Below are 26,325 nucleotides of genomic sequence, written 5' to 3' on the forward strand. Positions count from 1 at the left end.
GAATTCGGGGTCGTGTCTTCTGCGTTTGCCTTTCATTTCGTGTGTGTTTGGTTCGGTTTACAGTCCGCACCCACACACCACAATCATAGCTTAACCCTTGGCCCGAATTCCGGGGACCGGCTCACACAATGGTAGCGACTCTTTCACTTAACTTGAGTGGATCTTCGACAAGCCCACACACCAAACCCGACCCGCCTCCCGCATAGAGGCCCGAGAGATTCTGTTGATCGCTTGAGTTCAGCAAGAGGAATCATAGTAAGAACAAGGGATTGCTTGGAGGAAACGACGTCCGCCCCCAACATGGCTGCCTTCCATTGCTGTCTGTGACTCGTCGACGAATCTGAAGGCAATGTATGACGATTCTATGCCGTATCCAAAGAGGATGACGTCTTCACCAAGACGCTGCCAAGTGGCATTCTTGTAGTTACTGTTGCAAATAACTTTCCCGTCTGCGGTAAAAACAAACTGATTTATCTTCTTACGATCTGATCTCAAGAAATCCCAAGTAGTATCAATCAACGGATCATCTTTTGACGGAAGCTGCGGAGCTGAAACTTGATCGCCGCGGACCCATCCGATAGCTGGTTTTGATTTGATTATCTGAAAGAGGCCGGTTTTCACAGCCGACCCAAGATTGTCGGGAGTGGTCCATTTTCTACGGTGCCGATTTTCTTCGACCTTAGCTCTGAATTTATCCAGTGATCTCTTTCCTGCTTCTGATTTCTCTACTTTGTCCGAAATGAGCTGCCCAGGGTGGCCGTGGACAAACGGAATGATGGGTCTTTTCTGACTAATCGCGTAGTCATATTCCTTTTCAGTGTAACCCATTCCATCTTTGTCGCGAGATCCGTAACGACCGCCAAGGATCAGAATGTAGTAGTCGCACCTGTCTATCATCTGTTTTATGATTTCCCATTGCGTGTCGTCTGCTGCTGGGAAAAACTCCATACCCGACGGAATGAAATCGAGTTCCAGGAGAGCTTGGATAACTTCGCGCCGCTCTTCTTTAAGATCATCGTAGGTGCTACTGACAAAAACTTGATACCGCTTTTCCATTGTTTTGCCTATTACTTACCCTACCCACTTTTCAGTGACAATCGGATTAGCTTGGTTTCTCGTTCCGCAAGGAAGAAAATGATCTCATTCACCGGAACTTCACCCCAAGTCCCTTCGTCAGCGCTTCGAGGACTTTCTGATGGGCGGTGTCGATCTCTTCCGTTTTGAGGGTGCGAGTGGCCTCGCGGTAATGGAAGCGGTAGGCGACGGATCTGCTATCTGCGGCGATCTTCTGACCGGTGGGGTCGGTGAAGACGTCGAAGCACTCGGACGAGACTAACAAGGGCTCGGCGAGTTTGGTGATGACGGCTTCGATCTGGGCGTTCGCGGTGGTGGCTGGGAGTTCCATCGCGGCGTCGCGGGAGGAGCCGGGGAACTGCGGGAGATCCTCGACGTGGCTGATGCCGTTGAGCAGTTTGCGGAGTTTTCCGAGATCGAGTTCGGCGACGTAAACCGGCGTGGTGAAATCGAGTTCGCGCTCGCGGGCCGGTGTGAGGCGGGCGAAGACGCCGATGTTCTGGTCATCGACCTTGATGTCGCAGCCGAGGACGAATCCGTCGCGCTCTTTCGGGGCGAATTTGATTTCGCGACCGCCTAGCAGGGCGGCGAGAATGCCTTTGAGATCGTAGAGGTCGCTGGTGCGGTCGGCCTGTGACCAGCCGGTGGGCAGGGCGGAGCCGGAGAGCAGGATGGCGAGCGTCTCGCTTTCCTGGTCCTTGGCCTTGCCGCCGCCGGCGTTGCGGAAGACGCGGCCCATTTCGAAGAGGCGCAGCGACTTCGCCTGCTGGCGGACGTTTCTAGCAGCCGAGGCGATCAGGCCGGGGACGATGCTCGGGCGCATGACAGCGTGGTCCTCGCTGAGCGGGAGTTTCACGCGGATGACATCGCCATCCTGCAGCGGCCGCAGCGGCAGGATGTCGGAAACCTGGACGTCCGAGATGAGCTTGATGGTCTGGCATTCGTGCAGGCCGAGTGCTGCGAGACGGCGGCGGAGGACCATGTCGGCATCGTAAGCGGCATCGACCGGGCTGGCGGGGACGAAGGTGCCGAGGAAACGCGAGGGCACGTTGTCGAGGCCGTGGACGCGGGCGATTTCCTCGACGAGATCGATGTGGCGCTGGAGATCGGCGCGGAAGGAGGGGACGTCCCAGGTGCCGTCGGCGAGCTTGGTGAGGCCGAGGCGGGTGAGGATTTCCTCGGCGTCGGTTAGGGCGATGGAGCCGCCCATGAGCTGGTCGAGTTTCTGCGCGTCGAGGGTGACGGACCGGACGAGGACGGGGGCTTCACCGGCGAGCAGGGTGGTTTCTTCCGCAGTGCCACCTGCGAATTCGAGGATGAGTTTTACGGCGAACGACGAGGCAGTTAGAATGCCTGCCGGATCAACGCCACGCTCGAAGCGATAGGAGGAATCCGATGATAGGGCGGTCCGGCGCGAGGTGCGGCGGATGCCTTGCGGGGTGAAATAGGCGGACTCCAACAGGATGTCCGCGGTGGTTTCCGTCACGCCGCTATCCGCTCCGCCCATGACGCCGGCCAGGGCGAGGGCATTTCCTGACGCATCGGAAATGACGAGGTCATCCGGCGTGAGGACGTGGGTGGATTCGTCGAGCGCGAGGAAGTTTTCGCCGTCATTGGCGGCCCGGACGACGATGCCACCGATGAGTTTCGCGGCATCGAAGGCGTGTAGCGGTTGGCCAAGTTCGTGGAGCACGTAGTTCGTGATATCGACGATGTTATTGATCGGGCGCAGGCCGATGGATTCGAGGCGCTGCTTGAGCCACGCGGGGCTGTCCTTCACGGTGACACCGGAAATCCGGATCGCGGTGTAAAACGGGCACGCCGCTGGTGCGTCGATGCGGATCGTGAAATCACGGGCGACCTCCGTTTCCCTGACAGGAATATCCAAAGGGAGCAGCGGGATCTTGAGCAAGGTTGCGAGCTCGCGGGCCATGCCGCGGTGGCTGAGAAGATCGGGGCGGTTAGGCGTGACTTCGAGTTCGAGCAGGGTGTCGGAATCGAAGAGTTGCTTCACGGGTTTTCCGATTTCGGAATTCGCGGGAAGGATGAGCAGGCCGTCCTCACCGGCGGGCAGGCCGATCTCGGAGGCGGCGCAGAGCATGCCTTTGGATTCCACTTTCCGCATGACCGTCTCACCGATGGTGAAACCGCCGGGAAGCTCGGCACCGGGAAGGGCGCAAGGGACTTTGTCGCCGACCTTGTAGTTCCGCGCGCCGCAGACGATCTGGCGGAGCGTGGCTTCGCCGCAGTTGACCTGCGTGACTTTCAGACGGTCCGCATTCGGGTGCTGGACGGCTTCCATGATCTGGGCGACGACGATCCTATCCGAAGCAATGCCTTTGGAAATAATGCCTTCGACTTCAACGCCGGCGAAGGTGAAGAGGTCGTCGATTTCCTTGATGGATTTGCCGGATAGATCGAGGTGGGTGGCGAGCCAGTTGAGAGAAACATTCATGGGAAGAGGATAGGGGATCGGAGATAGGGGATGGAAGAGGAAGAATCGATTCAGAGATCTTCGTTGTGATGGGTTTCCACGCCGCGAGTGAAGAGATAAATGGATTTCGAAAGCTGATTCAGGCGCTCGTGAAGTGAGTGAAAAAGTTCCTCTTCGCGGAGGGATCCGGTTTCGAAGAGAGTTTCCAAATGATCGACCGTTTCGAGCGCCGAGCCATATGAGTAGTCCAGGAAACGGATGTATTCGGCCTTGTGACGACGGCGACCGTAGCCCTCGACGATATTGGATTTCACGGATTTCATGCTCCGTCGAATTTGGCTACCCTCTTCATAGAGTTCATACTTCGGAAGCGAAACCAAGGTCATGCGATGAATCTCGATAACCAGCTCGCGAGCCAATATCCAGATCCTCAGCTTTTTATAACCCAGTGAGTCCGATTCCATAGTCTTCTATCCAACATCTCCTATCTCCAATCCCCTATCTCTTCAGGCGAATTGTTTGAGGAAACGGGCGTCGTTTTCGATGAGCAAACGGATGTCTTTGATGCCCCAGCGGATCATGGCGAGGCGGTCGAGGCCCATGCCGAAGGCGAAGCCGGTGACTTTCTCGGGATCGAAGGCGTTGTCCTTGCGGGACTTGTTGATCGCTTCGAAAACGGCGGGATCGACCATGCCGCAGCCGGCGATTTCGATCCACTTAGGGGCCTCGCCTTTTACGGTGAGCTTCACGTCGATCTCGAAGCTCGGCTCGGTGAACGGGAAGAAGTGCGGGCGGAATCTAACTTCCGTGGAGGTGCCGAACAGCTCGCGGAGGAAATACTCCAACGTGCCCTTGAGGTCGGGGAGGGAAACGTTTTCGCCGACGTAAAGGCCTTCGAGCTGGCTGAAGACGGAAAGGTGGGTTGCATCGATTTCGTCGCGGCGATAGGCGGAGCCGGGGCAGATGATGCGGATCGGCGGCGTCTGGGTTTCCATGGTGCGGATCTGCACGCTGGAGGTGTGGGTGCGGAGCAGTTTGCCGGAGTCGAAATAGAACGTGTCCTTTTCGTTCCGCGCCGGGTGGTCGGCGGGAGTGTTGAGGGCGTCGAAACAATGGAACTCATCCTCGATTTCCGGTCCGTCGGCGAGCGCGAAACCCATGCGGCGGAGGATGCGAATGGCTTCGTCGCGGATCAACGTGAGCGGATGCAGCGAGCCGACGGAAATCTGGCGGGCAGGCAAAGTGACATCGATACCGACCAACGCGGCTCGGTCCGCGATTTCCCGGAGGGCGATCTGCTTCTCCTCCAACGCGGCCGTAATTACGGTGCGGGCGGCGTTGAGGAGCTGGCCGACAGCTGCCTTGTCTTCTTTCGGCACGTCCTTGATGCCCGCGGCAACGAGCGTCAGGGTGCCTTTTTTGCCGAGCACGGCCACGCGTGCGTCATCGAGCGTGCGTTCGTCCGCCGCGGCGGAGATTTGCGCAAGCGCTTCATTTTGGATGGCTTCGATTTGCTCCTTCATGGGAAAGGCGAGGGGAATAGACCGAAACCCGCCATCGGTCAAAGCCAAGCTTCTTCGAGACCCGCCGGGAAATCTGATACCATTCCGCGCCGTATCGCGTAACCTCGGGCCATGCGTTTCGTCAGTTTCCTCGCCATCGTGCTTCTGCCCAGCCTGATCCGGGCGGAGGAAGCCGACAAGCCGCTGGAGATCAAACTGATTTCCGAAGTGCGGAGCGTCAGCCCGGGAAAGGAATTTCACCTCGGGCTCCACCTGAAACACCCGCCTGGGTCACATACTTATTGGAAAAATCCCGGCATCGTCGGCCTCGCGACAAAAATCCAATGGAGCCTGCCTCCCGGCTTCAAGGCCGGAGAAATCCAATGGCCCGCACCCCGGATCGTCAAAATGGCGAGCTACGAGGCCCAGGGCTACGAGGGCGAAACGCTGCTGCTGATCCCTATTTTACCTCCCGCGGATCTATCCACGAAAACAATCACCCTGACCGCCAAAGCGTCGTGGATGTGCTGTGGAAAAACCTGTCAGCCTGCGACCGATGTTCCGTTTTCCATCACCTTGCCAGTCACCGAATCCGCGAAAACGGATGCCGAGACCCGACCTCTGTTTGAAAAATTCCGCGCTCTCGTTCCCAAACCGAATACCAAATGGACAGTCACTGCCCAACGTCACCCCACCGAAATCTGGCTCACTTTGAAACCCGCTTCCCGCGATATGATGTTGTCCGACGATGCCAAGAAGATCCATTTTTTCACAGCCGACGGTCAGGTGGACTCCAACGGGAAGCAGGGAATCGAAATGATCGAAGACGGCACGATTTCCATAAGTCTTCCTGTTTCCGAAACCGGGCCGAAGAATCCGCCCACGCTTCCGGGAGTTGTTAGCCTGCCACAAGGCGAGCAACCTGCGGTTTTTGTGGAGGTCGATCCGAAGTATTGAAATCAGTTCGCGGGATGTGCGGCCAGATACGCCTTCACATCCTTCGTTACGATCAGCTCGCCCTTCATGATCGCCCAGTGGCCAGGGAAGGTGCAGACGTATTGATAGGTGCCTTCCTTGACGGGCGCGGTGAGGTGAAGGGTTTCCGATTTCCCGGCTTCGACGAGTTTGGTGGCGTCGAGGATGCGCGGATCATTTTCCAGAAGATAGGCGCGGCCCTTGCTGTCTAACTTGTCGGGAGCCTGCGTCTGCACGGCCGTGGCAACGTCCTGCATCGTTCCGGGCATGACGAAGACCAGATTGTGCGGCATGGCGTCGGGATTTTCGAAAATGACTTCGAAGGGTTTGCCTGCTTCCACGACGAGGCGCGCGGTGTCGTAACGGAGCTGCTCGCGGACGGTTTTGATCGTGAAGGATTTCACATCGAGATCTCCCAGTGCCTTCTTCGCCGCGGCGGATTGGTCGGCGGGGAGCAGGGCGATGAGTTTGTTCGCCACCTGGATCGTGTCGGCGTATTCCTTCGAGGTGCGGCTGTCGGCGGGGACCGTGCGGGCCCAGTCGATGATACCCTTGGCTGCCAGCGCCGTTTGATCCTTGGACCACGCGCTGTTTGGAAGCTTCGTCATCGCTTGCGCGGCCGCGGGAACCTGATCGTTCTTCCGGATCAAATCAGTTAGGATAACAAAGACCGCCTGTGGCTCTTTCCCGAGGCCGGCCAACGCGTGGATTGTGGCGCGGCGGATGGTGCCGGCGGCGTCGTTCTGTATCCCGATTTGAGCGGACTCCTTCGGCGCGGGATTGCCCGATTTCTTGAAAATCTCGTGGCGGTCCGCATCCAGAATTGTTAGGTCGAAGCCTTCCATGCGGTTTCCAAGCTCCTCGTCGGTGCGGTTCCAAATGGAAACGGATTCAATGGCCTGTTCTGATCCGAGATCCAGTTCCCACCAGGGGCTTGGCGCATTTTCGTCGGTGTGGGTCACCGAGTCGGCGCTGTATTTTCCGTCGGTCCTGCCATCGATGGCACGTTTGGCGTCTCCATCGTTGGAGGTGCTTTGCTGAGTTGCTTTGCCTTTCTCCGCGATGTTTTTACCCTGGCTGAAAACCTGGACTTCAGCGAGCGAGAGCGTGCCCTTCCGCGGAAGCTCGATGCGGATGAAACGGCCGCTAGCGCCTTTTTGGTTTTTCAACGCGGCAGCCACTCCGTTGGGAAGGGTGACGAGAAGGTTTTTAACAATATTGAAAGCACTGCCGCGGAGTTGCTCGTCCGGAACGAGTGGCAGCGCGTTGAGAAACGAGGTGAGCGCCTGCGGTGACCGGATGGCCTCATTCCAGACGGCGCCTATCGAGTGATCGGCGGTGATCAGGGCCGCTGCTGCGCTTTGTTTGATGGCGTCGGACGCACCGGAGACGGCGAGTTTCTGAACCGATTCCCGTGAGGATTTGAGATCTGCGGTGGATTGTTGGAGCAACATCACGCAGAGATCCCGTGTGGCGCTGTCATCCTTGTCAGGCAGACTCGCAAGGACTCCCACCAGGGTCCTTGTCGGTGGGATTTTCTTCAATCCCGCAAGCTCGGAAAGGGCGGTTTCGCGTTGTTTCATCTCCACATCGGGCCGGGTCAGCAGCGCGGTGAGAGTAACCGGTGACTTGGGCAGCTTCATCAGATCGGTATTGCTCACGGAATCCAGCAGGAATGAAATTCCGGCGGGGTTGTCGGTGGCGAGTTCCTTGCCTTCCGCGATGGCGTCCTTCCACCAGGGCTTGAGCTGGCGCATGGTTTCCTTGAAACAATAGTCGAGGTAGTAATCCGTCGGGTGTTTCAAAATTGTTAGAGCGGCGTCCGCGGCGGCGGTCTCGCGGAAAAAACTGGCGACACGCACCGCTTCGAGCCGGACACGCGGCGCTTCGTCCTCGGCCGCGACCTTGACCATGGCCAATGCTCCGGGCACGCGGTCGCGCCAGTAGCCGAGCACGCGGATACCTTGGGCACGGGCGCGGGGTTCGGGGGATTTCAGCACGCGTTGAAGCAGGGGCAGGTTCACGATGTTGTGCCACTGATGGACCCACAGTGCTTCGAGCAGGTGGTGCTCATAGGCGGGATCCGTGGTATCGAGGGTTTTCACCCAAGCCATTGCGCCGGCGGTGACTTCCTTGGCGTCGTGTTTTCCGAGCTCGATCTTGGCGCGGAGGCGGACGTCGTTTTCAGGCTCCTTGAGCAGATTCAACAGCGCGGGGATCGGCTGGCCATCGATCTGCTTCGGTTCCAGCAACGGGCGGCCCTCGTAAGTGATCCGGTAGAGCCGGCCATGCGCGTGGTCTCTGTTAGGATCGCGCAGGTGGTGCTGGAGGTGGCCGATGAGCATCTGCGACCAGTCCATGAAATAGAGCGAGCCGTCGGGAGCGACCGTGATGCCGGAGGGCCGGAAATTCGGATTTTTGGCGATATCGGTTTCGATGAGGTTTGAAATCGTTTCGCCTTTGATGCCGGAGCCTTCCTCCGTCAGTTTCGCACGGAAAATTCCCTGAACGCTGATGACGTTGGTATTGAGGAAAAGCCCCTGCCAGTCGTCCGGGAAATGGCGGCTTGATAGAATGGTGGTGCCGGGGCAGGGCCGCGACGGGCGGTCCCAGAATTGTTTCATCGTCGGGTGTGCGCCCGTGTCGAGATGGCCGCTCATGGCCGGGCCGTAATAGTTGGCGTTTCCGGTCGCGTCGGTGATCAGGTCGTTGCCCCAGTAATCGAAAACCCGGCCGTGCGGATTCGCGAATCCATACGGCGCGTGGCGCATGAATTTCCCGGTGAGCGGCTCGTAGCGATAGATCCCACCATCGATATTTCTGATAGGTCCGTTGAAGGTTTCCACATTGCTGCGGAGGAACACGCCGTCACTCAGATAGACCGCGCCGCCGGGTTCGTAACACATGGAATTCGTCTCATGGTGGGAGTCCGCGGCGTCGAGGCCGTGGAGCACGCGCTCGCGGGTGTCGGCCTTGCCATCGCCGTCGGTGTCACGGACGTAGAGGAGATCCGGCGACTGCATCAGGAGGATGCCGTCCTTGTAAAACTGGAAGCCGGTCGGACAGTTCAGGCCATCAATGAAAGTCGTTGTTTTCAAGGCCTTGCCGGTCTTCGGATCAAGATCAATCACGAGGATCTTGTCGAAGACCTTCGTTGTCGGCGAGGTCTCCGGATAGTTCGGCCAGACGGCGATCCAGAGGCGGCCTTTGGTGTCGAAACTCATCTGCACCGGGTTGATCAAATCGGGAAACGATTTCTCGGACGCGACGAGCTCCACCTTGCAGCCGGGAGCCATTTTCAGATACTTGATCGCATCCTCGGGGTCGTCGTAGGGCACTTCCTCTTTCCGGTTAGGCGGCGTCAGATCCACCGGCGGCAGGTTGTCGTCGGTCACTTTCAGATCGCCGCCCTTGGCCACCGCCCAGACGCGCTTGTCGCGGTTCGCGGTCTTGACGTCACGCTGCGCCATTTCCTGGCCGAGGATGGTGTTATTTGTCACACCGGCGTATTCGAGGAGTCCGCGATCACCGTAGATGTTGTATTGGTCGACGGTGCGGTAGCGGTGGTGCCATTCGTTGTTTTTGTCCAAGACCGCCTCACGGATTTTCGCGACCGAGGGATCGCTCGTCGCGGCGGGCATTTTTCCGAACACCGCCTCGAACTGAATCGGTGCCAGCAGTTTGTCGCCTTCTCCCGTGAGGTGAATGCCGTTGATCGTGAGCGGATGATCGGCTTTCTGATAGAGTTCCGTGGATGGCTTGAACAGATCGACGAACGGGATGTTTTTCGCCTTCGCGATTTCCGCCATGGCGTGCGTGTAGAGGCCGAGGTTGCGGTTGTTCTCCTCGCCGTCGGTGAAATTCGGATTGTGCAGATCCTCTTGGGCGATCGGGGAAAACAACACGATGCGCGGTGCTCCCTTGCCGCTGAAATTCGCCGCCTGCAGCTTGCCCAGATAGTCGCCGAGGTTTTTCTTGAAATCCTCCAGCCCTTGCGGTCCGTGGAACGATTCATTGAAGCCCCAGTAGGCGAGAATCACGTCCGCTCCGAAATCGGCGCCGGCCTTGTAAACCAGTTTGTCGTTCAGCTTGGTATCGCCGGTTTTCATCGAGAGGAACCACTCGATCGGCGGCACTCCCTTCGAGCGGGGGTGGACGTCCACCTCGTCCGCGGAGAAACCGAGATTGCGGATCGTTAGATCATCGTCGGGAAACGCCTTTTGGATGAGCGCCTCGAACCACGCCTGATGTTGCTGCCGGTCGGCCAGTCCGCTGCCGACGATGGCGATGTGGTCGCCCTTTTTCAGTTGCAGGAGCGGCTCGGCTGCGGATGCGGAGACGAGCATCGCAAGCGTGGCGAGTCCGAGTTGGAAGGTGGATTTTGGGGCCATGGAGATCGGGGATACGGGAAAGGGGAGGCTCATCGTTCAAGAGCAGTTCCTCCAAATGAGTTACACGGGTAACAATGTCCGGGAGACGGACTCTGCCGCGTCCACAAACGATGGGAAATCCGGCTGCCAACCGGTGGTTTGCAGCTTGGCGTTGGACACTTGTTTATGGGTCCAGCCGCGTTTGCGGTTCAAATCGCGGGGGCCGGACGGCGGGAGTGACAGGGAAAACATTTCCGCTAGTTTTTCATAGCAACCAAGCTGGGTGAGCGGTTGCGAATCGCTGACGTTGAAAATTTCACCCAGCGCTCCGGAGGTGGCCAGGTGGAAAATCGCCCTTGCCGCATCGTCGCGGTGGATTTGGTTCAGGAAACGCCGGCCATCCTCCTCGATGATCGCTTCGCCGCCGAGAAATTTCCGCAAAATCACGCTGCGACCCGGGCCATAGATGCCGGACAAGCGGGTGACGATACCTCCCGCGGCCAGCGTGATGGCCTCCGCCTCCAGCAGCAATCGGCCGGTCTCGCGATCCGGGATTGCCGGGCTTTCCTCGGTCACGACCGAGCCGTCCGTTTGCGCGTAAACCGATGTGCTGGACGTGAAAATCAGCGGCGTGCCCGGAAATTTTTCCGCCAGATTCCGGCAGCCGCGGACATAAACATGGTCATAGGCCTCCTCCCCGCCGCGTCCGGAAGCGGCGCAGTGGACGATGAAATCCGCGACCGGCAATTTCGCCACAGCGACCGCGTCGCCGACGTCGCAGGCGGTCGAGCCATCGCCGCCCGAGAGCGAAACGGGAATCACCTCCCAGCCGTGGTCGCGGAATTCCCGGCTGATCGCCTGACCGAGATAGCCGTTGCCGATGAGGAGGAGTTTCACGGAAATCAAAGGCCGGGGAAGAGTTCTTTGGAAAAGAACGCGCGGTAGCGTTTGATGCGGCCGCCCTGGCTGCCGGCTCCGGGGCGGGGAAGGTAGCGGAAGCCGGTGATGGTGTGCTCGCCGCCGAGATCGAGGACGATCTGGTGCGGGTGGGCGGGTTTGTTCGCCTTCCATTCGCTGTGCCAGAAGGTGGTCGGCTGGTTGTCGATGACGTTGGCGGCGGTGCCGTCGTCGCCGGTGAGTTCCTCGCTGTCGGCGTAAACGACGTGCATTTTTTCGCGCGGGAGGTCCTTGCCGTTTTCATCGATGAAAAGCAGTTCGGCGACGGCGGCGAAGGGTTTGTCATCGTAGGCGTCGAGCGATTCGAGGGCGAAATAACGGCCGGTGGCGGGTGCGGGGAGTTTGACGACCTGCCAATCGCTGCCTTGCGCGAATTCGCCTTCGGTCACGGCTTCGAGTCCGTCGGCCTTGAATTCCTGGCCGGGCTTTCTCGACAAGCGGGAGGCCTCGACGTTTTGCTGCCAGATCGGTTCCTTGACGCCGGTTAGAATAAGCGGGGTGTTGGAGAGGTCGGTTTCAAGGAGGATGATTTCATTTTGGCCCTTCTTGAGCCAGCAGCCGGGAAGGTAGAGTCCTTGTTGTGCGCCGACCTGCCAATAGCGGCCGAGGTTGTGGCCGTTGACCCAGACGACGCCCTTGCCGAATTTCCGCATGTCGAGCCAGGTGTCGCCGGTTTTTTCGAGGGTGAAACCGCCGCGATAGATAACGGGTTGTTCAAACTTGCCTACGGTTTTGGGGTCACCATCGATGGTCGTCCTGCCGTCGAGCCATTTGGGTTTGAAAGGATACTGGATGTTAGTCCAGCCGGTGAGAGTCTTTTCTCCGAGTTTCACCGGGCCGATGAGCCCCTTACGCTCGTTGACCATTTCCTTGGAGAAATTGATGCGGCCCATGTTTTCCACAAACAGGCCCAGGGTGTGTTCGCCGGCGGGGATTTCGACTTCGGCGGAGAATCTGTTGACGCGGCGGTCCATCGGCACACCTTGGCGCTTTCCATCCACGAGAATGATCGCCCGGTCGCGGATGCTGGGCACTGAGAGGACTCCGCGAAACGGGCCTTTTACCTTTGTTGTATAGAGGATGTAGCCGAATGTCTGGCCGAGAGCCTCCATGGTTTTAGGCTGCTCACTGACTTGAGAATCGGGGGGCCGAGAGAACAACGGAGCGGCGGCCGTCAGTTTGATCTCCGGAATCTCAATGATGGGCAGCGGCTCAGGCATCGGGCCGAAGACGGCGTTGGGGACGCGCTTTTTGATGACCTCTTTGAATGCGTCGAACTTGGCGGTCGGGCGGCCGGCTTCGTCGAGCAGGGCGGAGTAGTCGTAGGAAGTCGTGTCGGGTTCGAAACGCCCGCCGTTCCAGTTGGACCCGGCGTAGAAGCCCCAGTTGGTGCCGCCGTGGAACATGTAGATGTTAGCGGAAATGCCTTGGGAGAGCGCCCAGTCGAATTCGGCGGCTTTAGGTCCGGCCTCGGTGCTGGCGTGCGGCGCGCCCCAGTGGTCGAACCAGCCGACCCAGAATTCGCCGATCATGCGGGCCTGGCCGGGGCGGAGTTCTTCGTATTTCTCGAAGGCCTTTTTGGCGTCGTTGCCGAAATTCACGGTGGCGGCGATGCCGGGGATGGTGCCTTTTTCCAAGGCGTTCGGCGGATCGGCGGTGAAAAGGGTGCCGGTGTAGCCGCCCTTGCGGATGGCATCGACGTGGGCTTTGAGGAAGGCCTGGTCGTCGCCGTAGGAGCCGTATTCGTTTTCGACCTGGATCATCAGGACGGGTCCGCCGTTTTCGACTTGGAGCGGCTTGAGCATGGCGGAGACTTTTTCCAAGTAAGCCATCGCGGGCTTGAGGAATTTCGGGTCGGTGCTGCGAACGACGGTCTTGGGGTCGGCGAGGATCCAGCCGGGATAGCCGCCGAATTCCCACTCGGTGCAAACGTAGGGGCCGGGCCGGACGAGGACGTGCAGGCCTTCTTCCTGACAGGCCTTGATGAAGGCGACGAAATCGGCATTTCCCGAAAAGTCCCATTTCCCGGGCTGCGGCTCGTGGACGTTCCAGAAAAGATAGGTGCAGATGGTGTTGAGGCCCATCGCCTTGGCCTTTTTCAATCGGTCGTGCCAATACTCGCGGGGGACGCGCGGGTAGTGCATTTCTCCGGAGAGAATGAGGAATGGCCTGCCGTCGAGCAGGTAGTCGCGGCCCTTCACCTCGAAGGTGGCGGCGGTGGAGAAGGTGACGAGGGAGGCCATGGAAATGAGTGCTGCGAGGGTCTTGCGCATTCCTGAAAATGAAGGATCCGTGTTGCCAGTGCAATCCGACTTAATGGGGGGAGGGTGGAAATTTTCCGGCCCGACCGGGGGATTGACGGATCCGATGACAAACCGCCTAAGTAGCCGGTGTATTGAAGTGCCGCGAAAAAACCATCCCATGAAAATCACGCCCCGCCTCATTTGTTGTTCTGTCCTGTGTTCCCTGGTCACCGCTGTTAGCGCGGCACCTGCCATTAAGAAAGCCGAGGCGAAAGAGGGCAAGGTGGACGAGGCGGCGGAAACCACGATCGGCCCGGATTATGCGAACGCTCCGGAAACGCAGGTCCAGCCGAACGTGCCGAAGGGCGAGATCCACGAGTTCACGATGGATTCGAAGGATAGCAAGATTTACAAAGGCATCGCGAAAAACCAGAAGGGCGAGGTTCCCTATCAGCGCAAGGTCGCGGTGTATGTGCCGTCGCAATACCGGTCGAGCAAGGAAGCGCCGTTCATCGTCATTCAGGATGGAATGGGCTACCGCGATGTGGTTTCGAAGGTGCTCGACAACATGATCGACCAGAAGCGCCTGCCGGTGATGGTCGCCGTTTTCGTCAACTCCGGCGGCGGTGACGCGCAAGGCAGCCAGCGCGGTCTTGAATACGACACGTTGGACGGAAACTACACGATGTTCATCGAGAAGGAGGTCCTGCCGAAAATCACCAAGGACTACCGCATCAAGTTCACCACCGATCCCGAAGGTCGCGCGACGATGGGTGGCAGCTCGGGCGCGGCGGCGGCGTTCACCATGGCGTGGTATCACCCGGAGCTCTATCGGAAGGTGCTCTCCTACTCCGGCACCTACGTGAACCAGCAATTCCCGGAAGACCGCAAGACCCCGCACGGTGCTTGGGAATACCATGAGAATCTAATCAAACGTTCCGCCGCGAAACCGATCCGCGCCTGGCTCGAAGTCAGCGAGAAGGACAACGGCTGGGACCGCGACGAAGCCTCGCTCCACAACTGGGTGATGGCGAACGAGCGCATGGCCGCCGAACTGAAAGCCAAGAACTACGCCTACCGCTACGTGTTCGCGAAAAACGCCGGTCACGTGGACGGCAAGGTCACCTGGCAGACGCTCCCCGGAGCACTCGAATGGTTGTGGCAGGGATATCAGGCGAAATGAAATTTTCCTCCGTGAGTTATTCATCTCCGATTTGCAGAATAGTTAGAAAGTCCGCTTGTGGATTCGTGGTGTCGGCCCTAACAGTTTCGGCGTTTGCCGCCGATCCCGAGGCGAGCTACAAGAAGGAGATTGAACCTCTTTTGGAAAACTATTGCTTCAAATGTCACGGCGAAGGGGTCTCGAAAGGCAAGTTCTCGATGGACGAGTTCAAGGACCTGCCGACCCACCTGAAGGATAAAAAACACTGGCTCTCCATCTGGCGGAACGTGCGCAGCCAGATCATGCCGCCGTCGGACAAGGATCAGCTTGAGATCGCACAGAAAAAGGAACTGCTCTCATGGATCGAGCAGGACATCTTCAAGTTGGATCCGGCGAATCCGGATCCCGGCCGTGTTACGATCCGGCGCCTCAACCGGACGGAATATCAGAATGCCGTCTATGATCTGCTAGGCGTGGAATACGACACCCGCGAGGTTTTCCCAGCAGACGATACCGGCTACGGCTTCGATAACATCGGCGATGTTTTGTCGATTTCCCCGCTGCTGATGGAGAAATACATCGCCGCGGCGGACGAAGTCGTCGCGCTGGCGCTGCCGGAAGGTGCCGCCGCGCAGGTGCCGCGGGTGGACATCGACGGCACGGATTTCAAGAGCTCCGGTGACCCGGGAATCAATGGCGGCTGGCTGCCGTTTGCGAAAATGCAAACGGTCAAGATGGACCAGGACATCCGCTGGGATGGCGACTATCAGATCAAGGTCGAGTATTCCATCCTCGGTGGTGCCGAAGCCACCACCGACGAAGCGATCATGAAGGTCACCGCCGCCGGTGGGAAGGTAGGTCAGGTTTCGCTCGGCTGGGACCAGCGGCGGGTGATCGAACTGACCGGCAAAGTGCCGCTGAAAAAAGGCAAGCAGACGATCGAGATCGGCATCACCCCCGCGCGGCGGCCGTTGGCGGGCGAGGAAGATCTTTTCCTGAAAGTCCAGCGCGTCATCGTGCAGGGACCGTTGGGCGGCGATCAGCACGAATATGCGAAAGGCTACCGCATGATTTTCGTCGATGGTCCCGCGCCGGAGGAAGATCAGGCCGCCACCCGCTACGCCCGGAAAATCATGCGCAGTTTCGTCAGTCGCGCGTTCCGGAAACCACTGGATGACGGGACGATCGATCGCCTTGTCGCCATCGTCAAAGAAGTCGCGCACCAGCCGGAGAAGAGTTTCCAGGACGGCATCAAGGTCGCCATCGCCACTTGTCTCGCCTCGCCGCGTTTCCTGTTCCGTGTGGAGTTCCAGCCGGAACCTAACAATCCGGCCAAGATCGTCCCGCTGGACGAATACTCGCTGGCCGCGCGGCTCTCGTTCTTCCTCTGGGGCTCGGTTCCCGATGATGAATTGCTGAGCCTCGCATTCAACAACAAGCTCCGCGCCAATCTTTCCCCGCAGATCGACCGCATGCTCGCCGATCCGCGTGCTTCGCGGCTGGTGAAAAATTTCGTCGGCCAGTGGCTCCAGACGCGCGATGTCGATACCGTCGCCATCAGCGCGAAGACGATCCTCGGTGTCGGCACCAACCGCGATGCTGCTGTTGTTTTCGATCCACGCCTGCGCGCCGACATGCGCAAGGAGACCGAAATGCTGTTCGAGTTCATTTTGAAAAAGGGCCGTCCGGTTGAAGAACTCATTTCCGCTCGATACAGTTTCCTCAACGAGCGCCTCGCGAAATTTTACGGCATTGAGGGAGTCAAGGGAGAGGAATTTGTCCCTGTCGATCTGACGGAGCATCCCGAACGCGGCGGTGTCCTTTCGCAAGGCTCGTTTTTGTTAGTCACCTCGAACCCGACCCGCACCTCGGCGGTGAAGCGAGGGCTGTTCGTGTTGGACAATTTCCTCGGCACTCCGCCACCGCCGCCGCCGCCCGGAATTCCCAAGCTCGAATCCGCGGTGACCGCGGGCAACGCCCATCCGACCCAGCGCGAGATGATGGAGATCCACCGGCAGAAACCGGAATGCCGCAGTTGCCACTCCCGCATGGACCCCATCGGCCTCGGACTGGAGAACTACAACGCGCTCGGCCAGTTCCGCCGCCAGGAGAACGGGAAAACGATCGATTCGTCCGGGAAACTGGTCACCGGTGAGAAATTCGCGGACATTTCCACGCTCAAGCAGATCCTCGCCGTCCAGCGCAAGGACGACGTTTACCGCTGTCTCTCGGAAAAACTCCTGACTTTCGCCATCGGACGTGGTATCGAAATTTACGACGCCACGACGATCGACCAGCTCACCGAGCGTCTTGATAAAAGCAAAGGCTCCCTGCGCGAGCTCATCCAAGGCATCATCGAAAGCGCACCCTTCCAAAAACGCCGCGGGGACGGCTGACTCCCCAAACCTAACACCTGGCCCGAACGAAACCATGCAACCTCCATTCAACGGCACATCACGCCGCGGCTTCCTCCGCGGACTCGGAGCGGCGGTCACGCTGCCCGCACTCGATGCCTTCAGCCCGCTGCTCGCCGCGGGTGAGGGTGCAAAGGCGCTGGCCACCACCGCGAGCGGCGCGCCGCTGCGCATGGCCTACCTTTACATTCCTAACGGAGTAAACATGGATCTTTGGCGGGCGAAAGGCACCACCGCCAGCTACAAGATGGGGGAGACTTTCAAGGCGATGGAACCCCACCGCGCCGATTTCCAGGTCTTCACCGGCTTCGAGCAGAAAAACGCCACGGCCGGCGGCGACGGTCCCGGCGACCACGCCCGCGGTGTCGCCACTTTCCTCACCTCCGCAAGGGCGCGCAAAACCGCTGGCTCCGACATCCAGCTTGGCATCTCCGCCGACCAGGTCGCCGCGCAGGCCGTCCAGAACCTGACCCGACTTTCCTCGCTCGAACTTTCCGCCGACGGTGTCCGCAAGGCCGGACAATGTGATTCGGGCTACTCGTGCGCCTATCAGTTCAACCTTTCATGGCGTTCGGAAAACCAGCCGATGACTCCCGAGTCGAGCCCGCGCGCCGTTTTCGAACGCCTTTTCGGCGCAGGCAGTGCCAAGGAGCGCGCCGACAGCCTGAACCGCCGCTACGCCTCCAAGAAATCCGTGATCGATTTCGTCCAAGAGGATGCCAAGGCGCTCCAGCGCTACCTCGGCCGCAACGATCGCCACAAGATGGATGAGTATCTAACGGGTGTTCGCGAAATCGAACGCCAGATCGAGAAGACCGAAGCCATGGGCCTGCCCGCCGACCCCGGCGTGCCGGAACCCAAGGAGACTCCGGCATCCTATCAGGAGCAGCTCCGCCTCATGATGGACATGATGGTCCTCGCCTTCAAAACCGACTCCACGCGGATTTCCACCTTCCTCATGGCCCACGACGGAAGCAACCGGTCGTTTCAGGAAATCGGCGTGTCGGACGGCCACCACAACATTTCCCACCACCAGCGGAACCCTGACAACCTGGAAAAGATCGCGAAGATCGACAAATTCTACATCGAGCAGCTCGCCTATTTCCTCGATAAACTGAAGACGACCAAGGATTCCGACGGTCAGACGCTGCTCCACAATTCGATGATCGTTTACGGCGGCTGCATCTCTGACGGCGACCGCCACAACCACAACGACCTTCCCATCGTCGTCGCTGGAAACGCCGGCGGAGCCTTCACTCCGGGTCGTCACGTCGAGCTCGGCGAGGACGTCCCGCTTTCCAATCTCTATCTGAGAATGCTCAACGAATTCGGCGTCGCCGACAAACGCTTCGGCGACTCCACAGGCGCTTTGCGGAAGGTCTAGCCGCCTCCCTCCCAATTCCATCTCGACACGAAGCTTCGATTTGATATGGGTGTCATTCATGAAAATCCCCGCGATGTTTCTGGTGCTGCTAGCAGGTTGGGTGGCGGTTTCCCAGTCGGGAGCCGATTTTATGGAGCGGGTGAATGAACCGCTGGCAACCGGCGTCACGATCTCCCTCGCCTTGGCATTCCTTTCGAGTATGGCGGTTGTTTTCGCCCGCGCGGGAAGGATCCGGCTGGAGGAAGACCGTTTGGTGGTGAGCACGCCCTTGGGATTTTCCAAGATTCCTTATTCCCGCATCGAAACCATCCGCCGCTGCCGTCGCAGTGGCTCTGCGAAACGCCAGTATCTGCAGATCATCTTCGAGTCTCCCGGTGAACGGAAGATCCTGCAACTTCGCCCGCATCATCTGCTGGAGTTTACCGCCCAACTCCGCCGGAAATGTCCGCACCTCTCCTCTTCTTCCGATGCCTGTCTGGTCAAGCAGGGTGGATATGATCGATTGATCCATTCCGCGTGACCGCCTCAGGGGTCGCCGGGGAGGGTGACTTCGTATGGCAGCTCTCCTGCGGGAATGCCGATGAAATCCGGCTCGGGAAGTTGCGGGTAGCGATAGGCCAAAATCGTCTTCAATCCCTGATTCAGCGCCTTGCACACGCGGTGCATCCCATCCATCAGCCGTCCGTCCGGATCGATAATGATCGGATAGAGCAGATCGGTTTCTTCGATCATCCTCGCGTGCATGGCAATGCTCCGGCACGTGGGCGAATCTCCTTCAAGATCGTACCAGAACCTTTCGTCGAGTTCCGCGATGTCACTCAATGGAATTTCTAAGGGCTGCAATCCACGGGTTCCCGCAATCAGTTTGCGAACATCCCATGCGAGAAGCCCGCGCTCGGAATTCCTGAAGTGATATTGCGGCCGCATTTCTGGGTCTTTGGAAATCCTCCTCACGCGAAGACGCTTGCCAGCTCTTCCGGCTCCAGCACGCGCCAATCGCCTTCTTCAAGGTCGTCGGGCATTTGCAGGCCGCCGATGGAGATGCGCTTGAGTTCGAGGACGTGATTTCCGGCCGCGGCGAACATCCGGCGGACCTGATGGTAGCGGCCTTCGTGCAGGGTGATGCGGGCCTCCTTTTCGCCTAACACCTCCAACGCGGCGGGAAGCAGCGGGCGGGTTTCGCTGTTGAGGACGAGGGTGCCGGAGGCGAAAAGCTCGCCCTCATGGCCTTCGAGCGGGCGGTCGAGGGTTGCCTGATAGATTTTCAGGCAGTTCGATTTCGGATGAATGATCTTGTGGAGCAATTTTCCATCGTCGGTCATCAGGAGGAAGCCGGTGGTGTCCTTGTCGAGGCGGCCGATGGGATTGAGCCCGGGATTGCGGTGGGCGAAACGTTCCGGCAGAAGATCGTAAATCGTGCTGCCGGGGTCCTCGCTGCTGCACGTGTAGCCGTCCGGCTTGTTGAGCATGATGACGAGCGGCGCGGGCGGATCGAGTTCCTCGCCGCGGAAGCGGATCTGGTCATGCGGCGGCACGTCGTTTTCGCCTAACACGTTTCCATCGGCATCGGTGACCGCGCCGGAGCGGATGAGGCGTTGGACTTCCTTGCGGGAGCCGTAGCCGAGGTTGGCGAGGAGTTTGACGAGTTTCATGAAATGGTTGTCAGCGTTTTTCGGCGGCAAGGATTTTGTAGATCCTGTCTTCGGTGATTTTCCGCCAGGCGAGGCCGCTGGCTTCGAGGGCGGCTTCGTAGGGGAGTTGGCGGTTGGCGACCAGCAGCAATTTTCCCCCGCGTTTCAGGGAAGCCGATGCGGTTTTGAGAAACGCGCGGCCGAGATCGACGTCGGTTGCCTGGCCGGTATGAAATGGCGGGTTCATGACGATCGCGTCGTAAACCTCCGGCAGGCCGGTGGTGACGTCGTGCCAGTGGAAATGGATTCGTGGTTCGTCTTCCGCATAACAGGTCGGCGAACTGAGCTTGGTCACTTCATGTTGATGGTGACTCAGGTTCTTGCGGGCGCAGGCGAGGGCGCGCGCGTCCGCTTCGAACAAATCCAAGCGTTCGATATTCGGGCAGCGCTTCAACACGGCGTCTGATAGAAATCCCCAGCCCGCGCCGAGGTCGGCGACGTTTCCGTGAAGGTGGGCGGGCAGGTGATCGGCGAGAAGCTGTGAGCCGGGATCGATGTGATCGCTGCTGAAAATCCCCGCTTCCACGGTGAAGCCCGAGATTTGACGTGGCTGCCCCAGATCGCGCCATGCGTCGAAAACTGCCTCGTCCGCGCGTTCGTCCACGACGCAGTGGAACGCGCGGCACTTGTGCTTCTGGATCGAGACGATGTTGCCCGCCGCTTGGGAAAGTTCCTTTTCGAAACGCCCCGCGCCGGCGGTGTTAGGCATCGCCGCCACGATACGACCGCCGGGCTGCGTGCGGTCGCGGGCTATCGAGAACCAAAACAACGCCTCGTCCCGCGACTTGCCGGGCAGCACCATCACTAACGGAAGTTTTTCATTCGGCACTTCGTCAACCCGCGTGAAGCCCGCGTTTTCCCAAGCCGTCGCACGCGGCTTGAGCGGCTGCCAGCCGATGACGTTTGGCCATGCCTTCAACGCCGGATGCGGCTCGGCGCCGAGGAACAGCGCACGCTCCGGCACTGCGATCCCATCCTCCGCCGTGAAGGCGAGCATCAATGTTTCCAACGCGGGATTCACCAGGCTCCGCGGTTTCTAACGTCCGAAGTCATCGTAGTGCTCGGCGGAGTATTTTTCGTAACGTTTGATGAGCGCCGCGTTCTCTTTTTCGATTTTCGTGAGCTTCGAGGCGATGTCCACGGCGACGGGCATGTACCAGTCGAGCTTGTCGAAATGCTCGCGCATGTCGGCGAGTTTGAAACTGTAGCCATGGCGCGCGTAGATTTCGTTGCGCATGAACCGCAGCGGTTCGGACTTCATGTTTTCCACGTCCTCCTCCTTCAGCAGCCGGGCGGACGCTTCGGGATATTGGCCGGCTTTCGGGTCGTATTTGAATTTCCGCTGGGGAAGATCGAAGTTCCGCGCGCCGATCTGCTTGTCATTGGCCTGCCACACGCCGAGCAGCGATTTGGTTTTCGCCATGTAAACAAAGGTGAAGACGCCATCGGCCGGGTGGTCGCCCGGTTCCTTCGCAATCACGGAGTAGCCGTGTTCCACCTTCGTCCACGAGCCGCTGAACGCCCGTTCGTTTCCTGCGACAATGCTATAACCGGTGACGGTGTTGCCGATGACTCTGTCCAGACCGATGGTGATTTTCCGTTCGCCAAACGCGCCGACGTAGGTGCCGAGCATCACCTTGGCGTCGGTATCCGGGGTGTTCACGTCCTCCTGTCCGGAGTCCGGTTTTTCTTCGGCGGCTTGGAGGTGCAGGATTCCTGCGGAAACAAGCGCCATGGCGGCGAGCAGATGCAGTGTGAGTTTCATGGTGGGAAAAAGTGGGGAATCTGAAACAAATACCCACAGGACCGACTGTCCTTGCAAGCCAATGCTCGAAAATCCTCCAAGGAAATCTCCGGCCCTCCGCAGGACCGCCGGCGTGTTCCTGTGGCTCGCTCTGGCATTTTTCACCGTCCTGATGGCCCGGATCACGCTCGGTTACTGGCCGGTCCGGCGTGATGCGGGGTTTCTCCAGATCAAGCAGCAATACCTCGGCATCGTCCATTGGGAGGCCGCGTTTTGGGTGCATGTGTTCACCAGCATGCTGCCGTTGCTGGCGGGCTTCACACAGTTTGCGCCGTGGATTTTGAAGAAATGGCCGCGAGTCCATCGGACGATGGGTCGGGTGTATGTGATCACCGTTTGTTTCATCACCGGTCCGGCGAGTCTGATCATGGCGTTCTATGCGAACGGTGGGATCACGTCTCGGATCGCTTTCACCACGCTGGCGCTGCTTTGGTTAGGCTCGACGGCAATGGGCTGGCGCACCGTCCTGCAACGCAAATGGCAGGTTCACCGCGAGTGGATGATCCGCAGCTACGCGCTCACTCTATCCGCCATCACGCTGCGGGTCTGGAAATATCTCATCGTGCTCGCTTTCGAGCCGCGCCCGATGGATGTCTATCGGGTCGTCGCGTGGTTGGGATTTGTCCCGAATCTTCTCATCGCGGAGTGGCTCATCCGGCGCCGTAAACAAGGAAGGGCGGATCGGGGTCCACTGCTTCAAAAGCCGCCGGAATCTTCTTCCATTGGCCGCTGAAATCGCTCATCTAACTACGATGAATCCGCCGCCATTCAATTCCGGCACTCCAAAGGCAGATGCCGCCCAAGTCGCAGTCTACGAATCTGCGGCAAAAAGCCTTGCTGCCAGCGTGTTTCGGATGACGTCTCCGATAGACAGTGAATATACATTGAGGGATGTCGGATACTTCAAACAGAGTGATCTGGCGTTTTACCAGCGGGTCAGCACAGAACTGCAAGCTTGCGGACTCAGGCAGATCATTGATGTCGAGTCACTGTCGCACACCCGCTCATCCGGCAAGCCTGTCTTGTTGCGTTTCATGTTATCCGCCGAGGACGCCTTCACAGTAGTTGCCTTCAACTTGCATCCCAAGCCACCGGGTGTCGTCATGAAGTGGTTGGGCAGATTGTCGGGAAACAGCATCGTTCCACGATATGGGACCATCGCGTTTGAAACCGAGTTTTCCAATGGCGAATTCGTGTCGACGGACAATAGCCTGGGCAAAAATCCGTTTGGTCGGCCACCCCAAATTCACGCATTGCAAATGCCACAGGACACGCCGCCGCGCGACCTGTTGGAAGAGCATCGGCGCAGGGTCGCCGAATACGAGAACTCGCATGCCGGAGCAAGTGTGGTCAATGTTTCCGACCTGAACGATATCGCCATGCGGGAAGGGCGTCAAAAGGTGTTGAAGGCCAGGTATCGCCGTTCCATTGGAGGCATTTCCCGGGAAGAGTTGCAAAGCCTGACGAAAGAACGATTTCCCCATATGGAGGAAACCGTGATGAAGGAAATGCGCCGCTTGCTGGCGGAGCAGGCCGATTCTTCGCAGGCATCCAGTCCTGAATGGGCCGGTTTTTTCAAGCCTGGGAACTATCAGCGATTCATCGACATCGTGCGTGCCGACTATGCCCGGCGTGGCTTGCAGGTCACCATTCATGAAGGCGTGGTCCGGGTGGAAGGCATGCAAATCGAGCAAGGTTTGCAAAACCTCGCACAGATTTGCCATCAAAGCGGCGAGGTGACTCTGTGGCCGGGTTTGGTTTCGGACCATTTCTCCAAACTGGCGCGGCTCTTGGCGGCATCCGGCGGTATTGAGATGAGTCCGAAGGACTTTGCCGCCGCCTCGCCATCTCTGGCGGTGAAGTTGTATCCGGACGATTGTGCCTACGGAATGAGAAATGATCCGCCGGTCATGCGGGTGGATCTGGAAGGCACTCTATCAGTATTGGTGCTCGATCTGGCGGATGGATTGAGAATGGTCAATCGCTCGATGATTGCCGGTTGGGGAAAAACCGAGGCCGAACTGTTCGAACTGGGTTTGCAATGGCTGCAACGCGATGCCGGTATCGAGATCGGCGATTTCGAATTGGTACCCGGGATCGTCATCAAGCTGGTTGCCAGCGACGGTTTCTACGCCGCATCGCGTGCCCTGATATTGGAGCGGCATTCCGGTTTTGTCGGAACCCACGGCAGTTTGATCGGCGTTCCGCATCGTCATGGTCTGATCGTCTATCCGATCGAAACGCGCGCCGTGGTCGACGCGATGGAAGCGCTGGTTCCGATGCTGGGTGGTTTGTATAAAGAAGGGCCGGGCTCGATCTCCCCGGACATGTATTGGTATCATGACGGTAAATTCACCCGATTGCCATTTCGGGGCGATGGCAATAAGCTGGTGTTCGATCCACCTGCGGATTTTGCCGCCTTACTGGAAAGGCTGAGGTGATAAGAAACCTCTTCAGACCAGGGGATGAAAATTGTTAGCCATCTTCAGGCTTCATGGCTTCAGCTTCGCTCCCGGTAATGAAAGCGGGCCGTTTTTTGGACAGACCGGCGGTTTTGGAGGAGCTTATTCAACCGCGACATTTAGCGGATTTTCCGCGAAGGCGAATTCCACAACCACCGTTCCGCCGATCAAATGCTCCTGGATGATCCGCTCTAACACCGCCGGGGTGCACGAGTGATACCAGACGCCTTCCGGATAAACGACGGCGACGGGACCGTGCAGGCAGACGCGGAGACAATTCGCCTTGGTGCGGTAAATGGTCGGGTTTTTGCTGTTGGCGAGGCCGAGTTCCTTCAGTCGTTTTTTCAGGAATTCCCACGACTCCAGCCCGGCTTCCTTGGTGCAGCACTTTGGCTCGGTCTGGTCCGCACAGAGGAAAATGTGGCGTTCGATTTTCCCGATGCCGAGGGCGGCGGCAGTGGTGGAGAGGTCGTTCATGCGGGTGGATGCTAGCGGAGGATCGCCGGGTTGTCGCGGTGGATTCCCGGGAGTTGCCGACCTATCGCTGTTTCCAGTTGCGGACCTGGACCTGGGTCTTTTCCTTGAGTTTATCGTCGGAGATGCGCTCGGCCCATTCGCTGGCGGACTGCTGATCGCCGTTCAATAGACAATCCGAGACGATGAGAGCGACCGCTGCGTCCTTCGGCTGCCCGGCAGGCATCCCACCGACGAACGAACTCGCGGCGCGGGGGTCGGCGGCCATCCATTCCCTCACCACGTTGCTTGTTCCCCGCACCGCTGTTTCCGCGGGAAACTGCGAGAACCACGAAACCGCTTCGGCTGGATTTTCATGGAACAGGGAATTGGCGAGGTATCCGGCTGATGCGAGATCGACAGGCTTTTTTTGTTTCAGTGCCTCGATGAAAATCTCCTTCGCCTTCGCCGCGGGCAATCGGGTAAATGCCGTGTTAAGCATCTCATTGCTTGAACTGTCGACCTCCGCAACAATGTCCGACGTTTCGAGATTTCCTGCCAGGACGCCTTGCACGATCATGGAGGTCAGATGCTGCGAATCGAGACCTGCCGCGCGCAGTTGCCCGATGTCGTCGCGGGTTACATTGAGAGGAGCTCCCGCCTGACTCCCCATCATCAAAGTCCCGACCGCTCCGCTGATCGCCGCACGATGAAGGTCTTTTTCTTGAATGGAGGCGGCGGCGTCGAAGATGCTTTTCAGGTCGGAGAATTGAGCCCGCATGAAGGCATTTTGGACGATGCTCTCGGAATAGTAGCCGGGAGGAAGCTGGGAAATGAGATCGTAGATCCGGGCATCTCCATTCCGCAGCATCTGTGTCAGGTTGTTCTCCAGTTTTTCCGCACCTTCGGATTCGGGCGTGAGCTTCTTTTCCTGGATGATCTGGCTTGCGGATTGAAATATTTCCTCCAGCGCGGCTGCGGAAGGCGGTTGGTTTTCCGCGATGGCGGCCTCCTTCATTTCGCGCATGCTTTTTTCGGCAAGCAGACGTTCTCGGGACAATTGTTCCGAGGCACGTTCCGACTTTCCGGGCCGGCTGCGGTCTGGTGTGGCCGTCTTACGCTCAGCTTTGTCGCAGGATGAAAGACATGCACCTGCCGCGAGGATGACGCAAAGAGTAAGATGTTTCATGGTCGGGAGAAGCGGGGAAAGAATAGTTGGAGCTGGCGAAAGGCCGATTGGGTTGGGGACGCGCGGAGGAAAATGGGGCGCTCGATTTTCCCGATGCCGAGGGCGTCGGGGTGGTCGTGAAGTCGTTGATGGAATACATGTAACATCCCGCGCGGATTGTGGTAGGAGAACCACATTTTGCGGGCAGTTCGGGGTTTTTCCACCCGGATTG

Annotated in this window: 20 protein-coding genes; 7 read left to right on the plus strand and 13 right to left on the minus strand. The window is 58.7% G+C overall.

What is annotated here, in order from left to right:
• Window positions 1–237: 237 nt before the first annotated feature.
• From ABIQ96_RS00255 to ABIQ96_RS00270, 4 genes are all read right to left on the minus strand, one after another.
• Window positions 238–1,056, minus strand: coding sequence for a DUF4062 domain-containing protein (locus ABIQ96_RS00255; RefSeq protein ID WP_348212516.1), 819 nt, complete (start codon window positions 1,054–1,056; stop codon window positions 238–240).
• 88 nt (window positions 1,057–1,144) lie between these two features.
• Window positions 1,145–3,529, minus strand: coding sequence for a phenylalanine--tRNA ligase subunit beta (gene pheT / locus ABIQ96_RS00260; RefSeq protein ID WP_348212517.1), 2,385 nt, complete (start codon window positions 3,527–3,529; stop codon window positions 1,145–1,147).
• 50 nt (window positions 3,530–3,579) lie between these two features.
• Window positions 3,580–3,972, minus strand: coding sequence for a four helix bundle protein (locus ABIQ96_RS00265; protein ID WP_348212518.1), 393 nt, complete (start codon window positions 3,970–3,972; stop codon window positions 3,580–3,582).
• 42 nt (window positions 3,973–4,014) lie between these two features.
• Window positions 4,015–5,031 carry a phenylalanine--tRNA ligase subunit alpha gene (locus ABIQ96_RS00270; protein ID WP_348212519.1) on the minus strand — a complete coding sequence of 339 codons (1,017 nt, stop codon included), beginning with the start codon at window positions 5,029–5,031 and terminating at the stop codon, window positions 4,015–4,017.
• Between the two features lie 111 nt (window positions 5,032–5,142).
• Between ABIQ96_RS00270 and ABIQ96_RS00275 the strand changes: the two genes are divergently transcribed.
• Window positions 5,143–5,967: a protein-disulfide reductase DsbD domain-containing protein gene (locus ABIQ96_RS00275; RefSeq protein WP_348212520.1), complete on the plus strand. Its 825-nt coding sequence runs from the start codon at window positions 5,143–5,145 to the stop codon at window positions 5,965–5,967.
• A gap of 2 nt (window positions 5,968–5,969) precedes the next feature.
• Here ABIQ96_RS00275 and ABIQ96_RS00280 read toward each other — a convergent pair whose 3' ends face one another.
• Genes ABIQ96_RS00280 through ABIQ96_RS00290 form a run of 3 tightly spaced genes read right to left on the minus strand, consistent with a single transcriptional unit; the run spans window position 5,970 to window position 13,585 of the window.
• Window positions 5,970–10,376: a HEAT repeat domain-containing protein gene (locus ABIQ96_RS00280; protein ID WP_348212521.1), complete on the minus strand. Its 4,407-nt coding sequence runs from the start codon at window positions 10,374–10,376 to the stop codon at window positions 5,970–5,972.
• Window positions 10,377–10,436: 60 nt separating this feature from the next.
• The gene (locus ABIQ96_RS00285) at window positions 10,437–11,252 is read right to left on the minus strand and encodes an NAD-dependent epimerase/dehydratase family protein (RefSeq protein WP_348212522.1); all 816 of its coding nucleotides are present in this window, start codon (window positions 11,250–11,252) and stop codon (window positions 10,437–10,439) included.
• 5 nt (window positions 11,253–11,257) lie between these two features.
• Entirely contained in the window at window positions 11,258–13,585 is a 2,328-nt protein-coding gene (locus ABIQ96_RS00290) for a beta-galactosidase (protein ID WP_348212523.1), read from the minus strand.
• 148 nt (window positions 13,586–13,733) lie between these two features.
• On the opposite strand from ABIQ96_RS00290, the gene ABIQ96_RS00295 reads away from it, so the two are divergent.
• From ABIQ96_RS00295 to ABIQ96_RS00310, 4 genes are read left to right on the plus strand one after another with little or no spacing between them, the layout of a single operon-like run.
• Entirely contained in the window at window positions 13,734–14,738 is a 1,005-nt protein-coding gene (locus tag ABIQ96_RS00295; RefSeq protein ID WP_348212524.1) for an alpha/beta hydrolase-fold protein, read from the plus strand.
• On the plus strand, window positions 14,735–17,113 hold the full coding sequence (locus ABIQ96_RS00300) for a DUF1592 domain-containing protein (protein WP_348212525.1): 2,379 nt from the start codon (window positions 14,735–14,737) through the stop codon (window positions 17,111–17,113). The genes ABIQ96_RS00295 and ABIQ96_RS00300 overlap by 4 nt, the downstream gene beginning before the upstream one ends.
• Window positions 17,114–17,147: 34 nt before the next feature.
• On the plus strand, window positions 17,148–18,515 hold the full coding sequence (locus tag ABIQ96_RS00305; RefSeq protein WP_348212526.1) for a DUF1552 domain-containing protein: 1,368 nt from the start codon (window positions 17,148–17,150) through the stop codon (window positions 18,513–18,515).
• Between the two features lie 58 nt (window positions 18,516–18,573).
• Window positions 18,574–19,035 (plus strand): hypothetical protein, encoded by a 462-nt coding sequence (locus tag ABIQ96_RS00310; RefSeq protein WP_348212527.1) that lies wholly within the window; start codon window positions 18,574–18,576, stop codon window positions 19,033–19,035.
• A gap of 5 nt (window positions 19,036–19,040) precedes the next feature.
• On the opposite strand, the gene ABIQ96_RS00315 is transcribed toward ABIQ96_RS00310, so the two are convergent.
• From ABIQ96_RS00315 to ABIQ96_RS00330, 4 genes are all read right to left on the minus strand, one after another.
• Entirely contained in the window at window positions 19,041–19,247 is a 207-nt protein-coding gene (locus ABIQ96_RS00315; protein ID WP_348212528.1) for a hypothetical protein, read from the minus strand.
• Between the two features lie 218 nt (window positions 19,248–19,465).
• Complete coding sequence (locus tag ABIQ96_RS00320; RefSeq protein ID WP_348212529.1) at window positions 19,466–20,167, minus strand: pseudouridine synthase; 702 nt, start codon at window positions 20,165–20,167, stop codon at window positions 19,466–19,468.
• Window positions 20,168–20,177: 10 nt separating this feature from the next.
• Window positions 20,178–21,227: a methyltransferase gene (locus ABIQ96_RS00325; protein ID WP_348212530.1), complete on the minus strand. Its 1,050-nt coding sequence runs from the start codon at window positions 21,225–21,227 to the stop codon at window positions 20,178–20,180.
• Between the two features lie 15 nt (window positions 21,228–21,242).
• On the minus strand, window positions 21,243–21,971 hold the full coding sequence (locus tag ABIQ96_RS00330; RefSeq protein WP_348212531.1) for a YARHG domain-containing protein: 729 nt from the start codon (window positions 21,969–21,971) through the stop codon (window positions 21,243–21,245).
• Window positions 21,972–22,032: 61 nt separating this feature from the next.
• On the opposite strand from ABIQ96_RS00330, the gene ABIQ96_RS00335 reads away from it, so the two are divergent.
• Together ABIQ96_RS00335 and ABIQ96_RS00340 are read left to right on the plus strand one after the other, a co-directional pair.
• Complete coding sequence (locus ABIQ96_RS00335; protein WP_348212532.1) at window positions 22,033–22,743, plus strand: DUF2306 domain-containing protein; 711 nt, start codon at window positions 22,033–22,035, stop codon at window positions 22,741–22,743.
• A 19-nt stretch (window positions 22,744–22,762) separates the two neighbouring features.
• Window positions 22,763–24,451 (plus strand): hypothetical protein, encoded by a 1,689-nt coding sequence (locus ABIQ96_RS00340; protein ID WP_348212533.1) that lies wholly within the window; start codon window positions 22,763–22,765, stop codon window positions 24,449–24,451.
• A 123-nt stretch (window positions 24,452–24,574) separates the two neighbouring features.
• On the opposite strand, the gene ABIQ96_RS00345 is transcribed toward ABIQ96_RS00340, so the two are convergent.
• Both ABIQ96_RS00345 and ABIQ96_RS00350 read right to left on the minus strand, forming a co-directional pair.
• The gene (locus ABIQ96_RS00345; protein ID WP_348212534.1) at window positions 24,575–24,949 is read right to left on the minus strand and encodes a (2Fe-2S) ferredoxin domain-containing protein; all 375 of its coding nucleotides are present in this window, start codon (window positions 24,947–24,949) and stop codon (window positions 24,575–24,577) included.
• Window positions 24,950–25,010: 61 nt separating this feature from the next.
• Window positions 25,011–25,952, minus strand: a complete 942-nt coding sequence (locus ABIQ96_RS00350) for a hypothetical protein (protein ID WP_348212535.1) — start codon at window positions 25,950–25,952, stop codon at window positions 25,011–25,013.
• Window positions 25,953–26,325: the final 373 nt, after the last annotated feature.

This window comes from Luteolibacter sp. (assembly GCF_039920825.1).
GTDB lineage: Bacteria > Verrucomicrobiota > Verrucomicrobiia > Verrucomicrobiales > Akkermansiaceae > Luteolibacter.

Bases quoted from the DNA above. Each gene is read 5' to 3' on its own strand.
- ABIQ96_RS00335 (WP_348212532.1), top strand. From the start codon at position 22,033: ATGCTCGAAAATCCTCCAAGGAAATCTCCGGCCCTCCGCAGGACCGCC.
- ABIQ96_RS00310 (WP_348212527.1), top strand. From the start codon at position 18,574: ATGAAAATCCCCGCGATGTTTCTGGTGCTGCTAGCAGGTTGGGTGGCG.
- ABIQ96_RS00315 (WP_348212528.1), bottom strand. From the start codon at position 19,247: ATGATCGAAGAAACCGATCTGCTCTATCCGATCATTATCGATCCGGAC.
- ABIQ96_RS00270 (WP_348212519.1), bottom strand. From the start codon at position 5,031: ATGAAGGAGCAAATCGAAGCCATCCAAAATGAAGCGCTTGCGCAAATC.
- pheT (WP_348212517.1), bottom strand. From the start codon at position 3,529: ATGAATGTTTCTCTCAACTGGCTCGCCACCCACCTCGATCTATCCGGC.
- ABIQ96_RS00340 (WP_348212533.1), top strand. From the start codon at position 22,763: ATGAATCCGCCGCCATTCAATTCCGGCACTCCAAAGGCAGATGCCGCC.
- ABIQ96_RS00255 (WP_348212516.1), bottom strand. From the start codon at position 1,056: ATGGAAAAGCGGTATCAAGTTTTTGTCAGTAGCACCTACGATGATCTT.
- ABIQ96_RS00330 (WP_348212531.1), bottom strand. From the start codon at position 21,971: ATGAAACTCACACTGCATCTGCTCGCCGCCATGGCGCTTGTTTCCGCA.
- ABIQ96_RS00265 (WP_348212518.1), bottom strand. From the start codon at position 3,972: ATGGAATCGGACTCACTGGGTTATAAAAAGCTGAGGATCTGGATATTG.
- ABIQ96_RS00275 (WP_348212520.1), top strand. From the start codon at position 5,143: ATGCGTTTCGTCAGTTTCCTCGCCATCGTGCTTCTGCCCAGCCTGATC.
- ABIQ96_RS00305 (WP_348212526.1), top strand. From the start codon at position 17,148: ATGCAACCTCCATTCAACGGCACATCACGCCGCGGCTTCCTCCGCGGA.
- ABIQ96_RS00290 (WP_348212523.1), bottom strand. From the start codon at position 13,585: ATGCGCAAGACCCTCGCAGCACTCATTTCCATGGCCTCCCTCGTCACC.
- ABIQ96_RS00320 (WP_348212529.1), bottom strand. From the start codon at position 20,167: ATGAAACTCGTCAAACTCCTCGCCAACCTCGGCTACGGCTCCCGCAAG.
- ABIQ96_RS00300 (WP_348212525.1), top strand. From the start codon at position 14,735: ATGAAATTTTCCTCCGTGAGTTATTCATCTCCGATTTGCAGAATAGTT.
- ABIQ96_RS00295 (WP_348212524.1), top strand. From the start codon at position 13,734: ATGAAAATCACGCCCCGCCTCATTTGTTGTTCTGTCCTGTGTTCCCTG.
- ABIQ96_RS00345 (WP_348212534.1), bottom strand. From the start codon at position 24,949: ATGAACGACCTCTCCACCACTGCCGCCGCCCTCGGCATCGGGAAAATC.
- ABIQ96_RS00350 (WP_348212535.1), bottom strand. From the start codon at position 25,952: ATGCGCGAAATGAAGGAGGCCGCCATCGCGGAAAACCAACCGCCTTCC.
- ABIQ96_RS00280 (WP_348212521.1), bottom strand. From the start codon at position 10,376: ATGGCCCCAAAATCCACCTTCCAACTCGGACTCGCCACGCTTGCGATG.